Origin of the sequence: Streptomyces sp. R-07, assembly GCF_049913175.1 — a bacterium.
Classification (GTDB): Bacteria; Actinomycetota; Actinomycetes; order Streptomycetales; family Streptomycetaceae; genus Streptomyces.
On record NZ_CP183978.1, the window covers coordinates 6,733,361 to 6,753,262 of the forward strand.

At 71.1% G+C, this 19,902-nt stretch carries 15 protein-coding genes, 1 tRNA gene and 1 pseudogene; 12 read left to right on the plus strand and 5 right to left on the minus strand.

The features are described from left to right. Window positions 1-28: 28 nt before the first annotated feature. Window positions 29-678 (minus strand): annotated as a pseudogene (locus ACN9M0_RS30915) (TetR/AcrR family transcriptional regulator). A 153-nt stretch (window positions 679-831) separates the two neighbouring features. Between ACN9M0_RS30915 and ACN9M0_RS30920 the strand changes: the two are divergent. Beyond that, window positions 832-1,371: an ArsR/SmtB family transcription factor gene (locus tag ACN9M0_RS30920; RefSeq protein WP_366037598.1), complete on the plus strand. Its 540-nt coding sequence runs from the start codon at window positions 832-834 to the stop codon at window positions 1,369-1,371. Further along, on the plus strand, window positions 1,368-2,663 hold the full coding sequence (locus ACN9M0_RS30925) for an MFS transporter (protein ID WP_426404568.1): 1,296 nt from the start codon (window positions 1,368-1,370) through the stop codon (window positions 2,661-2,663). The genes ACN9M0_RS30920 and ACN9M0_RS30925 overlap by 4 nt, the downstream gene beginning before the upstream one ends. 200 nt (window positions 2,664-2,863) lie before the next feature. Here the strand turns inward: ACN9M0_RS30925 and ACN9M0_RS30930 are convergent, their stop codons facing one another. Next, on the minus strand, window positions 2,864-4,021 hold the full coding sequence (locus tag ACN9M0_RS30930; RefSeq protein ID WP_426404569.1) for an agmatine deiminase family protein: 1,158 nt from the start codon (window positions 4,019-4,021) through the stop codon (window positions 2,864-2,866). 281 nt (window positions 4,022-4,302) lie between these two features. On the opposite strand from ACN9M0_RS30930, the gene ACN9M0_RS30935 reads away from it, so the two are divergent. Then, window positions 4,303-5,037, plus strand: coding sequence for an agmatine deiminase family protein (locus ACN9M0_RS30935; protein ID WP_426404570.1), 735 nt, complete (start codon window positions 4,303-4,305; stop codon window positions 5,035-5,037). A 110-nt stretch (window positions 5,038-5,147) separates the two neighbouring features. Here ACN9M0_RS30935 and ACN9M0_RS30940 read toward each other — a convergent pair whose 3' ends face one another. Then, a complete protein-coding gene (locus tag ACN9M0_RS30940; protein WP_426405352.1) occupies window positions 5,148-7,472 on the minus strand; it encodes a macro domain-containing protein in 2,325 nt (774 codons plus the stop codon). Between the two features lie 113 nt (window positions 7,473-7,585). Here ACN9M0_RS30940 and ACN9M0_RS30945 point away from each other — a divergent pair, with 113 nt between their 5' ends. Then, window positions 7,586-8,143, plus strand: a complete 558-nt coding sequence (locus ACN9M0_RS30945; protein WP_366037603.1) for a PadR family transcriptional regulator — start codon at window positions 7,586-7,588, stop codon at window positions 8,141-8,143. Between the two features lie 75 nt (window positions 8,144-8,218). Further along, window positions 8,219-9,943 (plus strand): acyl-CoA dehydrogenase family protein, encoded by a 1,725-nt coding sequence (locus ACN9M0_RS30950; RefSeq protein ID WP_399696807.1) that lies wholly within the window; start codon window positions 8,219-8,221, stop codon window positions 9,941-9,943. A gap of 16 nt (window positions 9,944-9,959) precedes the next feature. Here ACN9M0_RS30950 and ACN9M0_RS30955 read toward each other — a convergent pair whose 3' ends face one another. Then, window positions 9,960-10,304: an SCO0607 family lipoprotein gene (locus ACN9M0_RS30955; RefSeq protein WP_366037605.1), complete on the minus strand. Its 345-nt coding sequence runs from the start codon at window positions 10,302-10,304 to the stop codon at window positions 9,960-9,962. Between the two features lie 138 nt (window positions 10,305-10,442). Continuing rightward, complete coding sequence (locus ACN9M0_RS30960) at window positions 10,443-11,303, minus strand: serine protease (RefSeq protein WP_399696811.1); 861 nt, start codon at window positions 11,301-11,303, stop codon at window positions 10,443-10,445. Window positions 11,304-11,547: 244 nt separating this feature from the next. On the opposite strand from ACN9M0_RS30960, the gene ACN9M0_RS30965 reads away from it, so the two are divergent. From ACN9M0_RS30965 to ACN9M0_RS30995, 7 genes are all read left to right on the plus strand, one after another. Beyond that, window positions 11,548-11,826 carry a polyprenyl synthetase gene (locus ACN9M0_RS30965; protein WP_366037607.1) on the plus strand — a complete coding sequence of 93 codons (279 nt, stop codon included), beginning with the start codon at window positions 11,548-11,550 and terminating at the stop codon, window positions 11,824-11,826. Further along, entirely contained in the window at window positions 11,816-12,871 is a 1,056-nt protein-coding gene (locus ACN9M0_RS30970; protein WP_366037608.1) for a polyprenyl synthetase family protein, read from the plus strand. Before ACN9M0_RS30965 ends, ACN9M0_RS30970 begins: the two co-directional genes overlap by 11 nt. A gap of 21 nt (window positions 12,872-12,892) precedes the next feature. Beyond that, a complete protein-coding gene (locus ACN9M0_RS30975) occupies window positions 12,893-14,056 on the plus strand; it encodes an oxygenase MpaB family protein (protein ID WP_366037609.1) in 1,164 nt (387 codons plus the stop codon). Window positions 14,057-14,168: 112 nt separating this feature from the next. Next, window positions 14,169-14,253 (plus strand) — tRNA-Leu (locus tag ACN9M0_RS30980). A gap of 199 nt (window positions 14,254-14,452) precedes the next feature. Next, window positions 14,453-16,318 carry an ABC transporter ATP-binding protein gene (locus ACN9M0_RS30985; protein ID WP_399696816.1) on the plus strand — a complete coding sequence of 622 codons (1,866 nt, stop codon included), beginning with the start codon at window positions 14,453-14,455 and terminating at the stop codon, window positions 16,316-16,318. 160 nt (window positions 16,319-16,478) lie between these two features. After that, a complete protein-coding gene (recQ, locus tag ACN9M0_RS30990; protein WP_426404571.1) occupies window positions 16,479-18,542 on the plus strand; it encodes a DNA helicase RecQ in 2,064 nt (687 codons plus the stop codon). 363 nt (window positions 18,543-18,905) lie between these two features. Then, window positions 18,906-19,868 (plus strand): hypothetical protein, encoded by a 963-nt coding sequence (locus ACN9M0_RS30995; protein ID WP_399696820.1) that lies wholly within the window; start codon window positions 18,906-18,908, stop codon window positions 19,866-19,868. Window positions 19,869-19,902: the final 34 nt, after the last annotated feature.

A 19,902-nucleotide genomic window follows, 5' to 3' on the forward strand; every position in this document is an offset into this window, starting at 1 on the left:
GGGCCGGGCGCCGCGGTCGGGCTCGGTCCTATGGGCAGGTGCTCGCGGCGGCGGCGGCATGCCCGTCCATGGAGGTGTCGTTGTCGGCGTTCCATCGGCGATCCAGATGCCCGGTCTCCGCGGAGGGTGCTTCTCGCGCGAGCTCGCGGGCGTGGGTCGCGGTCAGGGTGCCGCTCGGCCAGCGGGTGCTGAGTCCTTCCGCGAGGGCCGTCAGGCGTTCCGCGGATGCCGTGAGGACCGGGGCGGGGACTCGGGGGCACGCCTGACCCAGGAGGGTCGCGATGTCGTGAACCCTGGTCAGGCCGGCGCGGGCCAAGTCCGTGCGGAGTTCCGGCTCGAAGACCGCGCTGGGCCGCAGTTCGCCCCAGGCCGTGCTGTTCTCGCGGACTTCGGGCGGTCCTGGAACTCGAGCAGCAGTGACCGCTCCAGCTCCTCGTGCGGATCGAGCGGCCCGGTGGGCCCTTCCTCCTTGTCGGCGGTGTAGCGATCGGCCCGGTCGCTGATGAACTCCAGCGTGTGGCGCAGGATGCCCGCTCGGTCCTTGAAGTGGTAGTAGATCAGGGCGGTCGAGACCCCCGCGTCTGCCGCCAGCTCCTCCACCCTCAGTCCCCGGACGCCCCGCCGGGCTATGACGCGGGCGGCCCCTTCCAGGATTGCCGTACGGCGGTCGGTGGTCATGCCGCCCCTCGTGGTCGTCTGCAACCCAGGCAGTCCCTCGTATTTGACTGAATTTTCAGTTCAGGAGGATGACGCACCCGCTGCTGCCACACGTTTACGTTCCGCGCGGAAATCCCCTTGCGTAATGGTCAAGAAACGTTGACCATTGCTCACATGCCTACCGATGAACCTCCCGAGACGTTTCACGTCACCACGGACGAGCAGCTGCGCGCCGTCTCCAACCTCACCCGTCACCGGATCATGGCCGTGCTCCGCTTCGAGCCGGCGACGATCACGCAGATCGCCGAGCGGGTCGGTCTCGCCAAGGGGAGTTCCAGCTATCACGTACGACTGTTGGAGCGGGCCGGCCTGGTGAAGGTGGTGCGGACGCGGAAGGTCCGCGGGGTCACCGAGCGGTACTACGCGATGGCCGCGCGGTCGATCGTGCTGCCGGATCCGGGCGAGGGAGGGCCGGATGTGTTGATGCGGCATGCGGTGGCGGACCTGGAGGCATCGCCGGCGGATGGCGAGCGACACGTGGGGATGGCACATCTGCGGCTCACCGACGAGCAGTTCGCTGAGCTGGGGGCGCGGCTGCGGGCACTGGCGGACGAGTACCGGGAGTTGTCCGATCCATCGCTCCCGGACGCGTCACTCGTCTTCGCACTGTTCCACCCGGCACCGCGTCAGCAGCCCGAAGGGGGCGCCAAGTGACCTCAGACATACGCAAGTTGCCGACCGGGTTCGGGCGGCTGTGGACCGCGCAGACGGTGTCCTCGCTCGGTGACGGGGTGTCGCATGCCGCGATGCCGCTGCTCGCGTTGACCTTGACGCGGGATCCGATGGCGCTCGCCGTCGTCGCGGCCGCCGGAACGCTGCCGTGGCTGCTCTTCGGGGTGCTCGGCGGTGCGCTGGTGGACCGCTGGGACCGCCGGCGCACGATGTGGGTCGTGGACGCCGCGCGGGCGTTGTTGCTCGCGATACCGGCGGCAGCGGCCGCGCTCGACGTGCTGAGCATTCCGCTGCTCGCGGCCGTCGCCTTCCTGCTCGGCCTCGGGGGACTCTTCTTCGACACGGCCGCCACGGCCTACCTGCCGGATCTGCTCGGCCGCGACCCCGAGCTCCTGGAGCGCGCCAACTCCCGCATGCGCGGAGCCCAGACCGCCATGTCCGGCTTCGCGGGGCCGCCCGCGGGCAGTGCCCTGCTCGCCCTCGGGCGGGCGGTTCCGCTGCTCGCCGACGCGGTGTCGTTCGCGCTCTCCGCACTGCTCGTACGGTCGCTGCCCGCCACACCCCGGCCCGTACCGCAGGCCCGTGAGTCGCTGCTGCGGCAGGCGCGGGCCGGGGCCTCGTACGTCTTCCGGGACCGGTTGCTGCTCGGGCTCGCGCTCCGCCCGGCGGTCGGGAACATCGCCTTCCTCGCCGTGGAGACCGTCCTCGCCCTCTTCGCGCACGACCGCCTCGGCATCGACACCTACGGCTTCGGCCTGCTCCTCACGGCGGAGGCCACCGGTGGTCTGCTCGGCGCGGCCATCGCCTCCTTCCTCGGCCGACGACTCGGCACCGGGACCGCACTGACCTGCACGGCCGCCGTCGAAGGGCTTGCCGTCCTGGGCCTGGCCGCCGCCCCGAACCCGTACGTGGCCGGGCTCGCGCTCGCCGTCTGCGGGGCCGGCATGGGCGCCACGATGGTGCTCGCGCCCTCCCTCCGGCAGGCGATAGTCCCGGCGCACCTCATGGGCCGGGTCGCCTCCACCTCCCGCATGCTCGCCATGTGCGCCGCCCCGTTCGGTGCCTTCCTCGGCGGCTGGCTGGCCACCACCTACGACGTCCGCACCCCGCTCTACGCCGCCGGCGCCCTCCTCCTGACGATGACGGCCGTCACGGCATCCATGACCAACAACCGCCGGGTCGAAGCGGCGCTGCGTGCGGCCGCCCCGGCCGGCGGTCCGGATCACCCGGCATCCGAGGAACCCGCCCGGGAGAGTGCAGCCGACTCGCTGTGACGCCTGCCGCGAAGGCGTCACGAAAGATCGGGCACCGGGCCCCGCGGGGCGCATCGACGGGCCGGGCGGTCGGGCGCGCCGGCCGTCAATCCCTCGTCGTCCGGACGAACCGCTGACTCGATGACCGCTTCACAGGCGTCGAACGGGTAGTCCGTGATCGAGCACCCGTGAGGGTGACAGGTACGTCCCGCGTCGTGCTGTCAGGCGGCGGGCTTGCCGGGCTGGTCGTGGGTGGAGCAGTGGATGCCTCCGCCGCCGGAGGCGATGGTGTCGATCTGCACCGGGACGACATCCCGCTTGGGGAAGTGCTCCTGGAGGATGCTCTTGGCGCGCTTGTCGGCCTTGGTGTCGCCGAACCTGGGCATGAAGACGGCGTCGTTGGCGATGTAGAAGTTGGCGTAGGTGGAGACGAAGTCGTCGCCCTCGCCGGTGATCCTGTCCAGGTCGGGCTGGGGCAGGTCGATGATCTCGAAGCGTCGGCCGCGGGCGTCGGTGGCCTTGCTGAGCACTGAGCGGGCCTGGTCGGCGGAGCGGGACCAGGAGTCCGGGGGAGTGCCGGGGAAGGCCTGGTCGAGCAGGACGACACCCGGAGCGGTGAAGCGTACGAGGCTGTCGACGTGCGCGTCGGTGATGTCCTCGCCGCGGACGCCCGCCAGCCAGATCACCTTCTCCACAGCGAGGGTCTCGATGAGCTCGTCCTCGATCTGGTCCCGGCTCTTCCCGCGGTTGCGGTTGTCGTTGACGATCGAGCTCTCGGTGATGAGGAGGGTGCCCTCGCCGTCGGTCTCGAACGAGCCGCCCTCCGCGACGAGGGGTGCCTCGACACGGGGGATCCCGTACTTCGCCAGGAGGGTCTCGCCGACCAGGGCGTCGTTCTCGTGGGTCTGCTTGTTGCCCCAGCCGTTGAAGTTGAGGTCGACGCCGACGACCGCGCCGTCCTCCTCGACGAAGAGGGGCACCGTGTCGCGGGCCCAGAGGTCGTCGACCTCCAGCGGGATGACCTCCACCTGGGAGCCGCACGCCCGCTGCGCCGCCTTGAGCTGCAAGGGCCCGGCCATCAGGACGACCTCCTCGTACTCCGCGACCGCACGCGCGATCCGCGCGATGTCCTCCCGTACGTACGGCAGGTCCTCGGCCCAGACCGAATCCAGGGCGGGCCAGGACATGAAGGTGCGGGTGTGGCTCTCCCACTCGGCGCCCAGCCGGCGCTCCCCGTCCTTGCCGACGTCGGGACCCGAGCTGTTCGCAGCGCCGGCCGGGCCGGGATCCGTGGGACCGCAGGCGGAAGCACCGAGGACGATCGCGCCGATTCCGGCGAAGGAACGCAGGGCGGAGCGTCGGGAGGGAACGAAGGTCACGTGGGACTCCGATCGTGGACTGACAGGACGGAGGTGTGGGGCCGCGGTCGGGGAGGGTGCACACACAGGTGCGCGATGCGCGTCCCGCGAAAAGGGGTACCTGGTCCGCGCCGCGAACGCCGCGGACCGCACCTGGCGGCATGGCCTCCATGTCAGGCACTGTGACACTGACTGAAATTTCAGTCAAATCCCCTCGGGAGGTCGTTTCGGAGCCCAGGTCGTCCGGATCCTTCGGGAGGTGTGCGTCAGCGCGGGCGGAGCGAGGGCGTATCGCCTCGTACGTGGGTGTCCCGTTCACGTACGCCGACCTCGTCGGCGAGGGCGGCGCCATCGAACAGGAAGGCGCCGGCACCCTCATGGCCACCCGCAGCAGCCTGGTGAACAGCAACCGCAACCCCGGCATGACGGAGCGGCAGCTGGAGACGGCGATGTGCGCCGCCTACGGCGCGACGAAGGTCATCTGGTTCGACGGCGTCCGCGGCCAGGACATCACCGACGACCACGTCGACGCCACGTCCCGCTTCCTCGCCCCCGGCGAGGCGCCCGTACAGATGCCGCTGTCCACCGACACCGACGCCTTCGCCCGCGACGCCCGCCAGCAGTACAGCGTCCTGTCCGCGTCCACGACGTCCACCGGCGCCCCGATGGCGGTGAGCAAGCTCCAGGGCCCCGACTACTACAAGATCCGCTCCACCAACCGGGACTTCCTCGCCTCCTACGCCCACTACTACCTGTGCAACGGGGCGGTCATCTCCGGCCAGTTCGGTGACACCCAGGCCGACGCGGCAGCCCGGGCCACCTGGCCCGGCTCTACCCGGACGGCGTCATCGAGCAGCCGAACATCGACCGCCTCGGCACGGGTGGCGGCGGCATCCACTGCGTCACCCAGCAACAGCCCGTCAGCTAGCCGCCCGGCGCACGGCGGCCGAAGCCGCGGCGACGGCCGAGAGCCGCGGCGCGGGCCGAGGAGGTGGCCGACCGGGCGGCAGCGAGCGGACGAATCCGCGGCTTCCTGACCGGCCGGCCACCGACACCACCACCACCACCCACCACCACCACCGTCGTCCGCCGCTGTCCCCCGTCGTCGCGTCGAACCCCGCTCTCGTGGCGGCGGGCGGCCCATCCCCTAGGACACCAGGCCCTGACCCTCCAGCTCGGTCAGGCGTACGGTGCACAGCCCGCCTCGCTCGGTCGTCACCTCCGTCACCTTCAGCTGGGTGCCCGGGGTGAGGATGTACTCCTCCTCGCCCGTGAACGCGGAGAACCGCCGGATCCCCACCGCGCGCGCCGGCGTCACCTCGAACAGGGTCCGCCGGCCGCGGCTCCCGAGGAACGCCCTGGCCACGCTCGGCTCGGACGTGCACGAGGAGACACCCCACCAGGTCACCGTGCGCCCCAGCGGGTACTGGGACCGCAGGTCCAGGGCCACGCCGCGCCACAACGGACGCGTCTGCGCCGGCAGGTCGGCGACGGCCGAGAACAGCAGGCGCAGGTACGGCAGGTACGGGACGAGGCGCTCCCGGTCCGGGGACCGCAGAACGGCGTTGATCTCGCGGTAGAACGCCGACTCGCACGTGTACAGGTACAGCGCCGAGATCGCGTCGGCGGACAGGCCGGACCCGGACGGTCCTCCCGCGGCCTCCGCCTCCGCCACCTTGGTCTCCGCGAACCGGCTCGACCGCTCCACGTACCGGTCCAGATTCGCGAGCTCGCGCGTCACCGGCTCGACGGCCTTCCGGAAGTCCATCACCGGGGTGTCGAACACCCCGGTGATCGGCGGCAGGACGAGCCCCTCGTCCTTGACGCTCGTGAGCCGCTCCAGATACAGCTGGTGCAGCTCCATCGTCGACGCGATGAACGCGCCCATGCGCTCCGCGACACCACCACCGGACCCGCCGGCCCCCGCCGAGTCCTGGTCCCAGCCCTTGCGCGGCAGCCAGTCGACCGGCTCGGCCCCCACCGCCGCCAGGGCGTCGTTCACCCGGGCGAAGTGGTCCCCCTCGCAGAAGATGTCGCCCTGCGCCGCCGGGTTCGCGTGGTCCAGGTGTCGGACCTCGACCCCCGGGTACTTCTTCTCCAGCCGCTGGACGACCCGCTTCAGGTTCCGCGCGTGCGCGCCCCACCAGGCGAACACCACCCCGCGATCCTCCTCCTCGGCATCCTGCTTCGCCCGGAGGATCTCCTCGATGATCTGCTCGGCCACGGGCCGCCAGAAGGACGTGTGCTGATCCGTCGGCACCGCCCCGTCCGCACTCGCCGTGAGGGAAGCGTTCAGCAGGAGCACGCCCTGGGTCAGCATCGCCTGGAACCACTCCGGCGGCTGAACCGTGTCCTCCTTCTTCAGCAGGGCCCGGACGTCGGCGATCGGCGTCTTCTTGGCTATGCCGTACTTCCACATCGCCGCCGCCTTGATGAGGCAGCGAATGCTGACCACGCGGCCGAACTGACTGTCCTTCCAGTCATGGAAGGTGTTGTCGAACATCGCGATGCCCGTCGCGCTCTCCGCCCGCGGATACGGGTTCTGCCCGAAGGCGACCACCTTCCACTTGTGCGGCGGATGCGGCTTCAGCGCCTGGAACGTCAGCTCGCGCACGGGAACTACCTCCGGGCTCCGCTTCGGGCCGATGAAGGCACCCGCCCCCGGTTGCGCCTCGATCACCGGACCGAGGAGCGGCAGCCACGGCTCACCGCCACCGGTGAAGAGCTCGGCCAGCCCCAGCGGGTCCGCGGCGGCGACGGGAGAAGCCTGCTCCGGCACCTTGATCCGCACCCGCTGCGCCGGCCCCGCGCCCTCGATGTCGTCGAGCTGCCCCAGTACCGCGGCCCGCAACCCGTCGTAGTCCTCGAACCCGTGGTCGTGGAACAGGGTGTAGCCCGTCCACATCAGATTGGCGCACACCTGCGCCGGCACCTGACCCGTCCGCGCGCCGAGACCGACGAGGGCCACCGACCGGATGCTCCCGGGCTTCGCCCGGTTCTGCAGGTGCACCGCCTGGAACGCCGCCGCGCACGCCAGCGCCACGTTCATGGTCTCACTGACGTTCTGCGAGGACTGCCGCATGGTCGGCGTCGAGATCAGATACCGCGGCACGGCCGCCCCGGACGGGACGCAGACCGCGCTGCCCACGGGCAGGCTCCCGCCGAACCGCTCGCGTATCGCCCGCTGCACCTTCACCTGGATACCGGCACCGAGGTGCCGCTTGACGACGGCGTCGACCCCTCCGTCCATCCGGCCCCGCGCATTGGTGGGAGACACCCACGCGTCGACATCCACGTCGAGGACGGAACCCTTCCGGATCTCGACCCCGGGCGTGTCCGCGAACGCGGACCGCCAGGCCGCCACCACCTCGTCGTTGACATCGACGAGAACGACCTTCAACGCACGCTCGACACCCACGAATTCCCCCTCACGCGCAACCTTTCGAACGTGATCGAAGCTATCGCCCCCCACTGACAACGCCGGGTCCCCGACCGGACGGCCCCACCTCCGGGCCGGGGGTGAGCCGCGTCTCACCGGCCCGGTCGGCCTTGCTATGCAACTCGTTGCATAGCAGGATCGGGCGCATGGCGCTCGACCACGCGATCCTCGTGTCCCTGCTCGAGAAGCCCGGATCCGGCTACGAGCTGGCCCGGCGCTTCGAGCGGTCCATCGGATACTTCTGGACCGCCACCCACCAGCAGATCTACCGCGTGCTCAAGCGCATGGAGAGCGACGGCTGGGTGGACGTCCGGGACGTGCCGCAGCAGGGACGCCCGGACAAGAAGGAGTACTCCGTCGCCGGGCCCGGACGGGACGCCCTCTCCGCGTGGCTGCACGAACCGATCGAGCCCGAGAGCGTGCGGCACGACCTCGCGGTGAAGATCCGCGGAGCCGCCTTCGACGATCCGGCCGCGCTGATCGGCGAGGTCGAGCGGCACCGGCGGGCGCACACCGACCGCCTGGAGCACTACCTCGCGGGCGAGGCTCGCGACTTCCCGGAAACCGGGGCCCAGGGTCCGCTCGACGCCGAACGGGAGCTCCAGCACGCCGTGCTGCGCGGCGGCATCGCGTACGAGCGGATGATGATCGCCTGGCTCGACGACGTCCTCGCCACGCTCGCCCGGTTCGCAGCAGAACGCTGAGGCCCTCCCGAACCACGTACCACCGCACCCCCACCCTCATCCCGAACCTTCATCCCGAGCCGGAAAGGCGACGCCATGGCCGACCCGCTGCTGTTCAACCCGCACACCTACGACCCCGCGCACTTCGACCCGGAGACCCGCCGGCTGCTGCGCGCCACCGTGGACTGGTTCGAGGCGCGCGGCAAGCGCCGGATCATCGAGGACTACCGGACCCGGGCCTGGCTCGGCGACTTCCTCGCCTTCGCGGCGGAGGAAGGGCTCTTCGCGACCTTCCTGACGCCGTCCTCCGCCGCCGGTGAGGACGAGGGCGACAAGCGCTGGGACACCGCCCGCATCGCCGCCCTCAACGAGATCCTCGGCTTCTACGGTCTCGACTACTGGTACGCCTGGCAGGTGACCATCCTCGGACTCGGCCCGGTCTGGCAGAGCGACAACGCCGCCGCCCGCGCCCGCGCCGCCGAACTCCTCGCGCAGGGCGAGGTGTTCGCCTTCGGTCTCTCCGAGAAGTCCCACGGCGCCGACATCTACTCCACCGACATGCTCCTGGAGCCCGACGCCGACGGCGGCTTCCGTGCCACCGGCTCCAAGTACTACATCGGCAACGGCAACGCCGCCGGGCTCGTCTCCGTCTTCGGCCGCCGGACCGACGTCGAGGGCCCCGACGGCTACGTCTTCTTCGCCGCCGACAGCCGCCACCCGGCGTACCACCTCGTCAAGAACGTCGTCGACTCGTCGAAGTACGTCAGCGAGTTCCGTCTGGAGGACTACCCGGTCGCCGCCGAGGACGTCCTGCACACCGGCCGCGCCGCCTTCGACGCCGCCCTCAACACCGTCAACGTCGGCAAGTTCAACCTGTGCACCGCCTCGATCGGCATCTGCGAGCACGCGATGTACGAGGCCGTCACCCACGCGCAGAACCGCATCCTGTACGGCCGTCCGGTCACCGTCTTCCCGCACGTGCGGCGCGAGTTGACCGACGCGTACGTCCGGCTCGTCGGCATGAAGCTGTTCAGCGACCGCGCCGTCGACTACTTCCGCACCGCGGGCCCCGACGACCGCCGCTACCTCCTCTTCAACCCGATGACGAAGATGAAGGTGACCACGGAGGGCGAGAAGGTCATCGACCTGATGTGGGACGTGATCGCCGCCAAGGGGTTCGAGAAGGACAACTACTTCGCCGAGGCCGCCGTGGAGATCCGCGGACTGCCGAAGCTGGAGGGCACGGTCCACGTCAACCTGGCCCTGATCCTCAAGTTCATGCGCAACCACCTGCTCGACCCGGTGGCGTACGAGCCCGTCCCGACCCGTCTCGACGCGGCCGACGACACCTTCCTCTTCCGCCAGGGCCCGGCCCGCGGTCTCGGCTCGGTCCGCTTCCACGACTGGCGCCCGGCCTACGAGGCGTACGCCCACGTGCCCAACGTCGCCCGCTTCCGCGAACAGGCCGACGCGCTCTGCGAGTTCGTGCTCAAGGCCGCCCCCGACGAGAAGCAGAGCCGCGACCTCGACCTGCTCCTCGCCGTCGGCCAGCTCTTCGCGCTCGTCGTCCACGGACAGCTGGTCCTGGAGCAGGCCGCCCTGACCGGACTCGACGAGGACGTCCTCGACGAGCTGTTCGCCGTCCTCGTACGCGACTTCTCCGCGCACGCGGTCGAGCTGCACGGCAAGGACTCCGCGACCGAGCAGCAGCAGCTCTGGGCGCTCGGCGCCGTACGGCGCCCCGTCGTCGACGAGGCGCGCTCGGAGCGCGTCTGGCAGCGCGTCGAGGCGCTGTCGGGCACGTACGAGATGGCGCCCTGAGGATATTGACGGACCGTCAGTTCTTCACGGTCCGGCCCTCGTCGTCCATGACGACCGTGCCCCAGTGGCGGTCCCACTTGTCGCCGACGTACTCGGGGACCATGCCGGCCGGGTAGCGGACGTAACCCTCCGGCGGCTCCTGGCCGTCGGCCACGCAGTCCTGGCCGTCGGTGTTGCCGACGGCCTTGACCGGGTAGCGGCCGGAGCCGCAGACGCGCTCCTGGCTCGCGCAGCCCGTCAGGAGGAGGGCCGCGGTCATGCCCGCGACGACGAGGGCGGGGAGGGGGCGGCGGTCGAACGCCCCGCCCCTCGTGGGGAAGGTCGACCGGGTCCGTCGGGTCTGCTGCGGGGTCACTGTCACTGGCCTCTCTCGCTGGTGCACACAGTGTCGGCGAGTGTGAGGTCCGGTGTGATGAGTGCCCGTACTCACTCGTTCGTGAGTCGGGCGGCGCCCCGCCGGCCGCCATGAGTCGGGCGGCCGGCGGGGACGGCGGGTGCGTTACGGCTTGGGCAGGGCGCAGCCGGCGCGGTTCAGGTCGATCACGTTCCCCGGGCCGATGCAGGGAACGATCGTGTACGTCTCCTGGGCGTAGTTGATGCCCTGGCGGACGGTCACGGCGCCGTTCTCGTCGACCTCGCACGGGTTGTTCACGGTGCAGCTCTGGCCGTCCTCGTTGCCCGTGTTGTTGACGGCGACGACCTTGCCGGTGTTCCGGTCGATGACCGGCGAGCCGGAGGTGCCGCCGATGGTGTTGCAGGTGGAGGTGTAACGGACCGAGTCCTTCCAGGTCCAGTCCCCCTCCTTGAGGCGGTAGACGAAGCCGTCGATGTCGCAGCTGTAGGTCCGCTTCCAGTACCCGGAGACCACCGTGATCGGCGAACCCGCCACCGGGTGGGTGTCGTTGAGGGTCAGGGCGCTGATCCCGTACGTGCTCTGTATCTGCGCGTACGTCTTGGTCAGCTGGTAGATCGAGATGTCGGTGTCGGTCATCGTGCCGTACGCGATCTTGCTGGCGCGCAGCGTGCCGACACCGGTGCCGGCCGAGTTGAGCAGCGTGAACGAGCGGCTGGAGCGCTTGTTCAGGACGACCTGGCCGGGCGCCGGGAATCCGGTCTCCAGGCAGTGCCCGTTGGACAGGACGAGCGCGGGGTCGCTCGGCAGGGAGCTCGGGGTGCGGACGACGGAGCCGGAACAGTTGCTGAGCGCGACCGTGCCCGCGAAGTCGACGGCGGTCACGGCCTGGGGCTGCGGCGCCTGGACCCGCGTGGTCGTCTCCGCGGGTGCGGAGGCCGCGGCCGGGACTGCTGCGGCTCCTGTCAGGAGCAGGGCGAGCAGGGCGCCGGCGAGAGGCTTCTTCATGTGGGGGTTCCCCTCTGAGGAATACGGGACCGAAGATCCTTCGGTTGTCATGCTCATTCTTTGAAGGGAGTGGCCCAAGTGGCAAGAGGGCGTGAGGGGTTGAGAGGGAGGTACGCGCCCCTCGGGCCGACGTCTTGATCACCCGTTCGTGAGTTCCGCTGCCGCCGCCACCCGTCCGGTGCGACGGTGGGAGGAAGGAGATCGACACGGTGGGCGATCGACAGGGTGGGACGGGGGAGTGGGTGTGACGCGAGAGACGGGATCCCGTGGGGGCCTGGACGAGCGGGCGGTGTTACTCGCGGCGGGGCTCGCGGATCTGGCGGTGAGCACGGTGGGGTCCGGCATCGGACTCGTACGCGGGCTGCTGAGGCGTTCGGACGCCGCCGAGGTGGCCGCCGAGGCCGAGCGGGACCTGGAGGCGCGGGGGCGCCTCGTACTCGACCGCTACATGTCCCCGCCCCCCGCCCACCTGGAGGTCCTCGCCCGGCACGTGCTGGCCCGGCGGGCCGGCGATGACGGCTGAGGGGTGGGAGTCGGCGGCGTTCAAGGCGCGCGTCGACGAGGTGCTGCGGAATCACGTCGCCGACGAGGCCGACCAGCTCTCGGCGCTCGACCCGGCGCTGGGCCCGGTGGCCGAGCAGCTGGAGGCGGCGGTCGCGGACGGCAAACGGCTCCGGGCGGCGTTCTGCTACTGGGGCTGGCGGGCGGTGGGACAGCCCGACAGCGACGCGCTGGTGCGGGCGGCGGCCTCCATGGAGCTGGTGCACGCGGCCGCGATCGTGCACGACGACCTCATCGACGACAGCCCGCTGCGGCACGGCCGGCCCACCGCGCACCGGGCGTTGCGCGGCGCGGTGGAGCAGCACCCGCGGGCCGGCGGGGCCGCCCGGTCGCTGGCGATGCTCGTCGGCGACCTGCTCATGTCGCTCGCCGGGCAGCTGTTCGTCACCAGCGGCCTGCCCGCCGCCTACCTCGGCCGGGCCCGTCCGTTCTGGGCTGCCCTCGCCCGGGACCTCGTCGCGGGGGAGTGCCTGGAGATCCTGCACACGGGCGCCGCCCCGGACACGACGGCCTCGCTGAAGGTGATCCGCTACAAGACCGCCAAGTACACCGTCGAGCAGCCGCTGCTGATCGGCGGGGCGCTGGCCGGGGCGGGAGAGCGGCTGCGAGCTGGCTACTCCGCGTACGGCCTGCCGCTGGGCGAGGCGTTCCAGCTGAGGGACGACCTCCTCGGCCTGTTCGGCGACCCGGAGACCACCGGGAAGGCCGCCGCCGACGACGTCCAGGGGCATCGGCCCACGGCTCTGCTCGCCGAGACCTGGCGGCTCGCCGACGACGAGGAGCGCGGGCGGCTGCGCGAGCTGCTCGGCCGGCGCGACCTCGACGGGGACGCCCTGGAAGCCGTACGCGAGCTGATGCGGCGGCTGAAGGCCCCCGACCGTATCGAGACCATGATCACCACGCGGGTCGAGGAGGCCCTCGGCGCGCTCGACGAGCTGAACCTGCCCGCACGACCCGCCGCCGCACTGACCGCCCTCGCGCACTCGGCGGCCGTCCGCCGTTCCTGACGGAGAACCAGGAGTCCTGCCATGACCAGCACCGACGCGTCGATGGACGCCCTGCGGCAGACCGGCGACGCACTCGCCGACGCCACGGTCGCCACACTCTTCGAACGCGGGGAGGTGGGCACGTTCAACACCCTGATGCGGTACGTCTCCACCGCCGGGTCGCCGCTGCCGGACGGGCTGCCCGACGTCGCCCGGGAGTACCTCCACGCCACGAGCGCCCCGCCGGCCTGGGTGGACTGGGCCGAGATGGAGAAGGCCCGGCTGTTCTTCATCGACAACAACGTGCACATCTCCACCGCGCTGTCCTTCGCCTCCATGCCGGCCTGTTACCTCGTCCCGCACGTGGCGAAGCTGCTGTCGGCGACGCACGGTCTGAAGTACCCCTCCAAACGGATGGCGGAGACCGGGCAGTTCACCGTCCACCTGATGCAGCCCGACGCCTTCGAGGCGGGCAGCCGCTTCATCCCCGCCGCGCAGAAGGTCCGGCTGCTGCACGCCTCCATCCGGCACCACCTCAGGCGTGAGAACCGCTGGGACGTCGAGTCATCGGGGGTGCCGATCTGCCAGGAGGACATGATCGGAGGGCAGATGTTCTTCTCGATGCTCGTCCTGGACAGCCTGCACCGCCTCGGCATCCACATGTCCTCCGAGGGCGCCGAGGCCTACTACTACGCGTGGCGCGTGGTCGGCGCCATGCTGGGCGTCGACCAGGAGGCCGTCCCCAAGTCCCTCGACGAGGCGCGCCGTTTCCTCGACCTGTACATGATCCGCCACATGGGGCCGTCCCCGGAGGGCGTCCATCTGACCCGGCAGCTGATCGACCTCTACGAGGAGGTCGTGCCCGGCACCTTCTTCGACCCGATCGTGTCCGCACTCATCCGCCACCTCATCGGCGACACGTGCGGCGACTGGCTGGACGTCCCGCGCACCCCCTGGGACACCGTCGTCAAATCCGTCCCCCACCTCCTCGGCGTCCTGGAGTCCATCGAGGACCGCTCCCCGCTCGGCGCCTGGGCCCTCGACCGCCTCGGTCACCTCGCCACCGTCCTGGAGCTGTCCTCCCTCACCCGGGGACGCGTCATGCACTACGCCATCCCCGAACACCTCAAGAAGGACTACGGCGTCCCGTCCACGCCGTCGCGCACCCGCCGCTGGACCCCGCCGGCCGCCACGGTCTCCCCGTGACCTCCGCTCCCCACCGCGCTGACCACCGGAAACGCGGGTGAGGAGCACCCCGGGGGCCTGGTAGATTGTTCTCTGTCGCCGCGGGCAGCAGAAATGCGCACGCGGGCTACCGGTCCGGGTGGCGGAATGGCAGACGCGCTAGCTTGAGGTGCTAGTGCCCTTTATCGGGCGTGGGGGTTCAAGTCCCCCCTCGGACACAGGAAACACACCACGTGGTGGTCGGGATTCATCCCGGCCACCACGTGGTGTTTCGTGCGTCGTCCCGACGGTCGCCGAAGGCTCCTGAGACCGGCGTTCGCGACCGGCCGGGCGGACGGAAAAACCCTTGGACCGCGAGACTCCCCACGCGGGAGACTCCCTTTTGCTCACCTTCGGTCCAAGAACACAGGGTTGGGTATGGGATCACCTGAAACACCTGAATCGCACGAAGGTTTACCGAACAAGGGCTCGGTACTCCTCGCCGTCCGCTTCTACGCTCGGGAGCTGCTCCGCCTCCGGTGGCTGACCGCTCCCGCCCTGCTGCTGCCGGCTCTCGGCAACATCGGCATCAACTACATCGCCCCCCTGGTCGTCGCCAAGCTCGTGGGCCGCATCGCCGGTGACGGCACCGGCGGAGGTCTCGGCCCGCTGCTTCCGTACGTCCTCGTCTTCGCCGGCGTCCTGCTGCTCGGGGAGGCCCTGTGGCGCGTCGGCCTGCACTGCCTGAACCGTCTCGACGCCCGGGGCATCGAGAACCTGTACGTCATCGGCATGGACGAACTGTTCGCCAAGGACGCCGCGTTCTTCCACGACAACTTCGCCGGCTCGCTGACCAAACGGGTGCTCAGCTTCGCCTCCCGCTTCGAGGAGTGCGTCGACACACTGACCTTCTCGGTCATGGGAAGCTTCGTGCCGCTGATCTTCGCCTCGGTGGTGCTCTGGCAGTACGACCCGCTGCTCGTGGTCGGACTCCTGGTCCTCATCGCGTTCACCGGCTTGTGCGTGACACCGCTGATCCGGCGCCGGCAGGCGCTCGTCGCCCAGCGCGAACAGGCCATCGCCCGGGTGTCGGGCCACGTCGCCGACGCCCTGACGAACATGGACACGGTCCGGTCCTTCGGCGCCGAGAAGCGCGAGGCCGCCGAGCACCGGTCCCGGGTCGCGGAGTCGCGGCGGCTCACACTGCGCTCCTGGGACTACGGCAACCTGCGCATCGACACCCTCGTCGCGCCGATGTCCGTCCTGACCAACGTGCTCGGACTCGTCCTCGCCGTCGCCCTCGGCGGGGGAGAGCACGGCGTCGAGGCCGTCATCGTCGCCTTCACGTACTACGCCAACGCGACCCGGATCATGTTCGAGTTCAACCAGATCTACCGGCGTCTGGAGAGCTCGATGACGGAGGCCGCGCAGTTCACCGAACTCCTCCTCGAACAGCCGACCGTCCTCGACCCGGAATCCCCGGAACCCCTCCTCCGGCACGGGGGCTCGGAGGTCTCCGAGGGTTCCAGGGGTGCGGCGGGTGCCGAGGTGCGCTTCGAGAAGGTGACCTTCGCCCACGCGGGCGCGAAGCCCCTCTTCGAAGGCCTCGACCTGGACGTGCCCGGCGGAGCGAAGATCGGATTCGTGGGCCGGTCCGGTGGAGGCAAGACCACGCTCACCCGGCTGCTGCTCCGGATGACGGACATCGACGGCGGCCGCATCACGATCGGCGGCCAGGACATCAGCCGGCTCCGGCAGACCGACCTGCGCGGCATGATCGCGTACGTGCCGCAGGATCCGGCGATGTTCCACCGCACCCTCCGGGAGAACATCGCCTTCGCACGGCCGGACGCCACCGACGCCGAGATCCGGCGCGCGGCCGAGGCCGCGCACGTCACGGAGTTCGCGGACGCGCTCCCCGAGGGCTTCGACACCATGGTCGGCGAGCGGGGCGTGAAGCTGTCCGGCGGCCAGCGCCAGCGGGTCGCCCTCGCCCGGGCGATCCTGCGGGACGCGCCGATCCTCCTGCTCGACGAGGCGACCAGCGCCCTGGACTCCGAGAGCGAGATGCTCGTGCAGGACGCGCTGTGGCGGCTCATGGAGGGGCGGACGGCGCTCGTGGTGGCCCACCGGCTGAGCACGGTGGCCACGATGGACCGGCTCGTCGTCCTCGACCGGGGACGGATCGTGGAGCAGGGCACGCACCAGGAGCTGCTCGTCGCCGAGGGCGCCTACGCGAAGCTGTGGCAGCACCAGTCGGGCGGCTTCCTCGACGACACCCCCGCGGGGGCCGGCATGCGCTGACCGGGGCCCTGTACGGGAGTCCGGCCCGGGTCGTCCACCGGTCGCCCCGGGCCGGGCCAGGAGGGTTGTCCACGGGTTGGTCCGGGCCTGGCCGCGAAGGTTGTCCACAGGTCGGTCCGGGCCGGGCCGGGGTGTCGGCGCGGACGGCTAGGCTTCATGAATGGTCCTTTCCGACGCTCCTGACGCCTCCGCCGAGATCTCCGACGCCGCTCGGGTGCTCCACCGTGTCTTCGGCTACAGCTCCTTCCGCGGGGAGCAGCAGGAGATCATCGAGCAGGTCGTCGGTGGCGGCGACGCGCTCGTCCTGATGCCGACGGGCGGCGGCAAGTCGCTCTGCTACCAGATCCCGGCCCTCGTCAGAGCGGGCACGGGCGTCGTGATCTCGCCCCTCATCGCGCTGATGCAGGACCAGGTGGACGCGCTCAGGGCGCTCGGGGTGCGGGCCGGCTTCCTGAACTCGACGCAGGACCCGTACGAGCGGCAGGCCGTCGAGTCGGCGTTCCTCGCGGACGAGCTGGACCTGCTCTACCTGGCCCCCGAGCGGCTCCGGACCGAGGGCACCCAGCGGCTGCTCGACCGGGGCACGGTGTCGCTCTTCGCGATCGACGAGGCGCACTGCGTCGCCCAGTGGGGTCACGACTTCCGGCCCGACTACCTCGCTCTCTCCATGCTCCACGAGCGATGGCCGAAGGTGCCGCGGATCGCGCTGACGGCGACGGCCACCGAGGCCACCCACGCCGAGATCGCGAAGAGGCTGGGTCTGGAGGAGGCCCGTCACTTCGTCGCCGGCTTCGACCGGCCGAACATCCAGTACCGCATCGTCCCCAAGAACAACCCGGTCAAGCAGCTCCTGGAACTGATCAGGACCGAGCACGACGGGGACGCGGGCGTCGTCTACTGCCTCTCGCGGGCCTCGGTGGAGAAGACGGCGGCCGCGCTCGTGGAGCACGGCATCGACGCCGTCCCGTACCACGCGGGCATGGACGCCCGGACGCGCGCGGCGAACCAGGCCCGCTTCCTGCGGGAGGACGGGGTCGTCGTGGTGGCGACCATCGCCTTCGGCATGGGCATCGACAAGCCGGACGTGCGCTTCGTGGCCCACCTCGACCTGCCCAAGTCGGTCGAGGGCTACTACCAGGAGACCGGCCGCGCCGGCCGCGACGGGGAGCCGGCCACGGCCTGGCTGGCGTACGGCCTCCAGGACGTCGTCCAGCAGCGCAAGCTCATCGACGGTTCCGAGGGCGACGAGACGCACCGCCGCTCCCTGGCCATGCACCTGGACGCGATGCTCGCCCTCTGCGAGACGGTCGACTGCCGCCGCGTGCGGCTCCTCGAGTACTTCGGGCAGTCGGGCGAGCCCTGCGGCAACTGCGACGCCTGTCTGACGCCCGGCGAGTCCTGGGACGGGACCGTGGCCGCGCAGAAGCTGCTGTCCACGGTGTGGCGGCTGGCCAAGGAACGGCGCCAGAAGTTCGGTGCCGGCCAGATCATCGACATCCTCCAGGGCAAGAAGACGGCCAAGGTCATCCAGTTCGACCACGACGCGCTCTCCGTGTTCGGCGTCGGGTCGGACCTCGGCACCGCCGAGTGGCGCGGGGTCGTCCGCCAGCTCCTCGCGAAGCGGCTGCTCGCGGTGGAGGGCGACTACGGGACGCTCGTGCTCACCGAGGACAGCGGCGAGGTCCTCGGCGGCCGCCGCAAGGTCCCGATGCGCAAGGAGAAGGCCGCCGCGCCCTCCCGCAAGGAGTCCGGGGCCCGCTCCGGCAAGGGCGCGCGCGTGCCCGTCGATCTGCCCGCGGCCGCCGTCCCGGTCTTCGAGGCCCTCCGCGCCTGGCGGGCCGCGACGGCGCGCGAGCAGGGCGTGCCGGCGTACGTCGTCTTCCACGACGCGACGCTGCGCGAGATCGCGACCCACCTGCCCACGACCGTCGAGGAGCTCGGCACCGTCGGCGGCGTCGGCGAGGCCAAGCTCACCAAGTACGCCGAGGGCGTCCTCGCCACCCTGGCCGAGTCCGGCGGCGCCGGTGCCGAAGCCGTCGGTGCCGCGCCTGCGGGCGTGGGTGCCGCACCCGCCGGTTCCGTTCCCGCTCCCGTCCCCGCCCCCGCTCGTTCGGCGCGAGCGATGGCGCCCCAGGCGCAGGCTCCGGACGCCCCGGCGCCGTACGACGAGGAACCGCCGTGGGACGAGGACGAGCTCGAACCGCCGTGGGGCGAGGACGAGTAGCCCGGGTCACCCCGGACACCGGAGGCCGTGTCGGAGACATCCGACGCGGCCTCCGCCCGTTTCCGCGAGATGGGACGCGGTCCGGGACGGCCGTGGGACACCTCGGTGGCGGTCCGGGGCGCGGCGTGGGACCGGTGGCCCGAGTAGGGCTGTGACCTGCGAGGACGGGCGGATCTCCGGCTCTCCGGGGTCGCTCGGAGACGTGAGAGGGAGGCGCTGGGACACCTCGGGACGCGGACGAGGACGGCCGCGCGGGGGCCGAGCGCGCTGTTAGTTTTCCGGTCGCCGCTCCGGGACGGTACCGACCCGCCCCGCAGCGGCGACCAGACCCCCGGGACCACTCATGTGAGGAACCTTCCGCCGATGACGAGCAGCCGGCACAGAATCCTGCGGACGGGTGCGGCACTTGCCGTGACCGCCCTCGCCCTGACCGGGTGTTCCACCGGGCAGCGGGCAGGGCTCGCGGCGCCGGCCGCCGCCACCGTCGCGGAGGGTTCCGCCGCCGACCCGTCGGTCTGGACCCTGCCCATGCAGGCCTACCACCCCACCACCGAGCAGACCCGCACCCTCGCCCGCGCGGAGCAGAAGCTGGTCGGCCGGTGTCTCAAGGAGTTCGGGATCGCCTGGAAGCCCGCTCCGGAGCTTCCGGCGATCGGCCCGAAGAACATGCTCGACTGGCGGTACGGCATCCACGACGCCCGGATGTCCGCGAAGTTCGGCTACCAGGTGGACCCGGCGCAACAGGCCCGCTACGACGCGGCGTTGCGCGACGCCGACGCGCAGCCGCAGCTCTCCGACGACGAGCAGCTCGTCCTGGGCGGCACGGACGTGCCCGCCGAACTCCTGCAGAAGGCAGGCCCGGAGGCCCGGCGCGGCTACCACCACGGGCGGAAGATCCCCGAGGACGGCTGCTTCGGCGAGGCCCGCCGCACCCTGGGGGGTTCGTCGCAGGGCGCCTCCCCCCTCGTCCAGCGGCTCACGAACGACTCGTACCCCACGTCCATGGAAGACCCGCTGGTGAAGGCGGTGTTCGCGCGCTGGTCCGCCTGCATGAGGACCAAGGGCTTCACGTACCCGGCTCCCATGGCGGCCAACGACGACCCGCGGTTCCGGCCCCGGCCCGAGGGTCCGTCCCGGGCGGAGATCGACACGGCGCTCGCCGACATCGGCTGCCGAGCCACGCACCGGGTCGCGGAGATCTGGCACGCGGCGGAGACCCGTATCCAGCGCGCGTCGATCGCGAGCAACGCCACGGCGCTCGCGGCGGACCGCCGTGCCCTCGACGCCTCCCTGCGCAAGGCGGCGGACGTCCTCGCCCGCCCCTGACCCCAGACCATTCCTTCTCGACCGATTCCGTTCC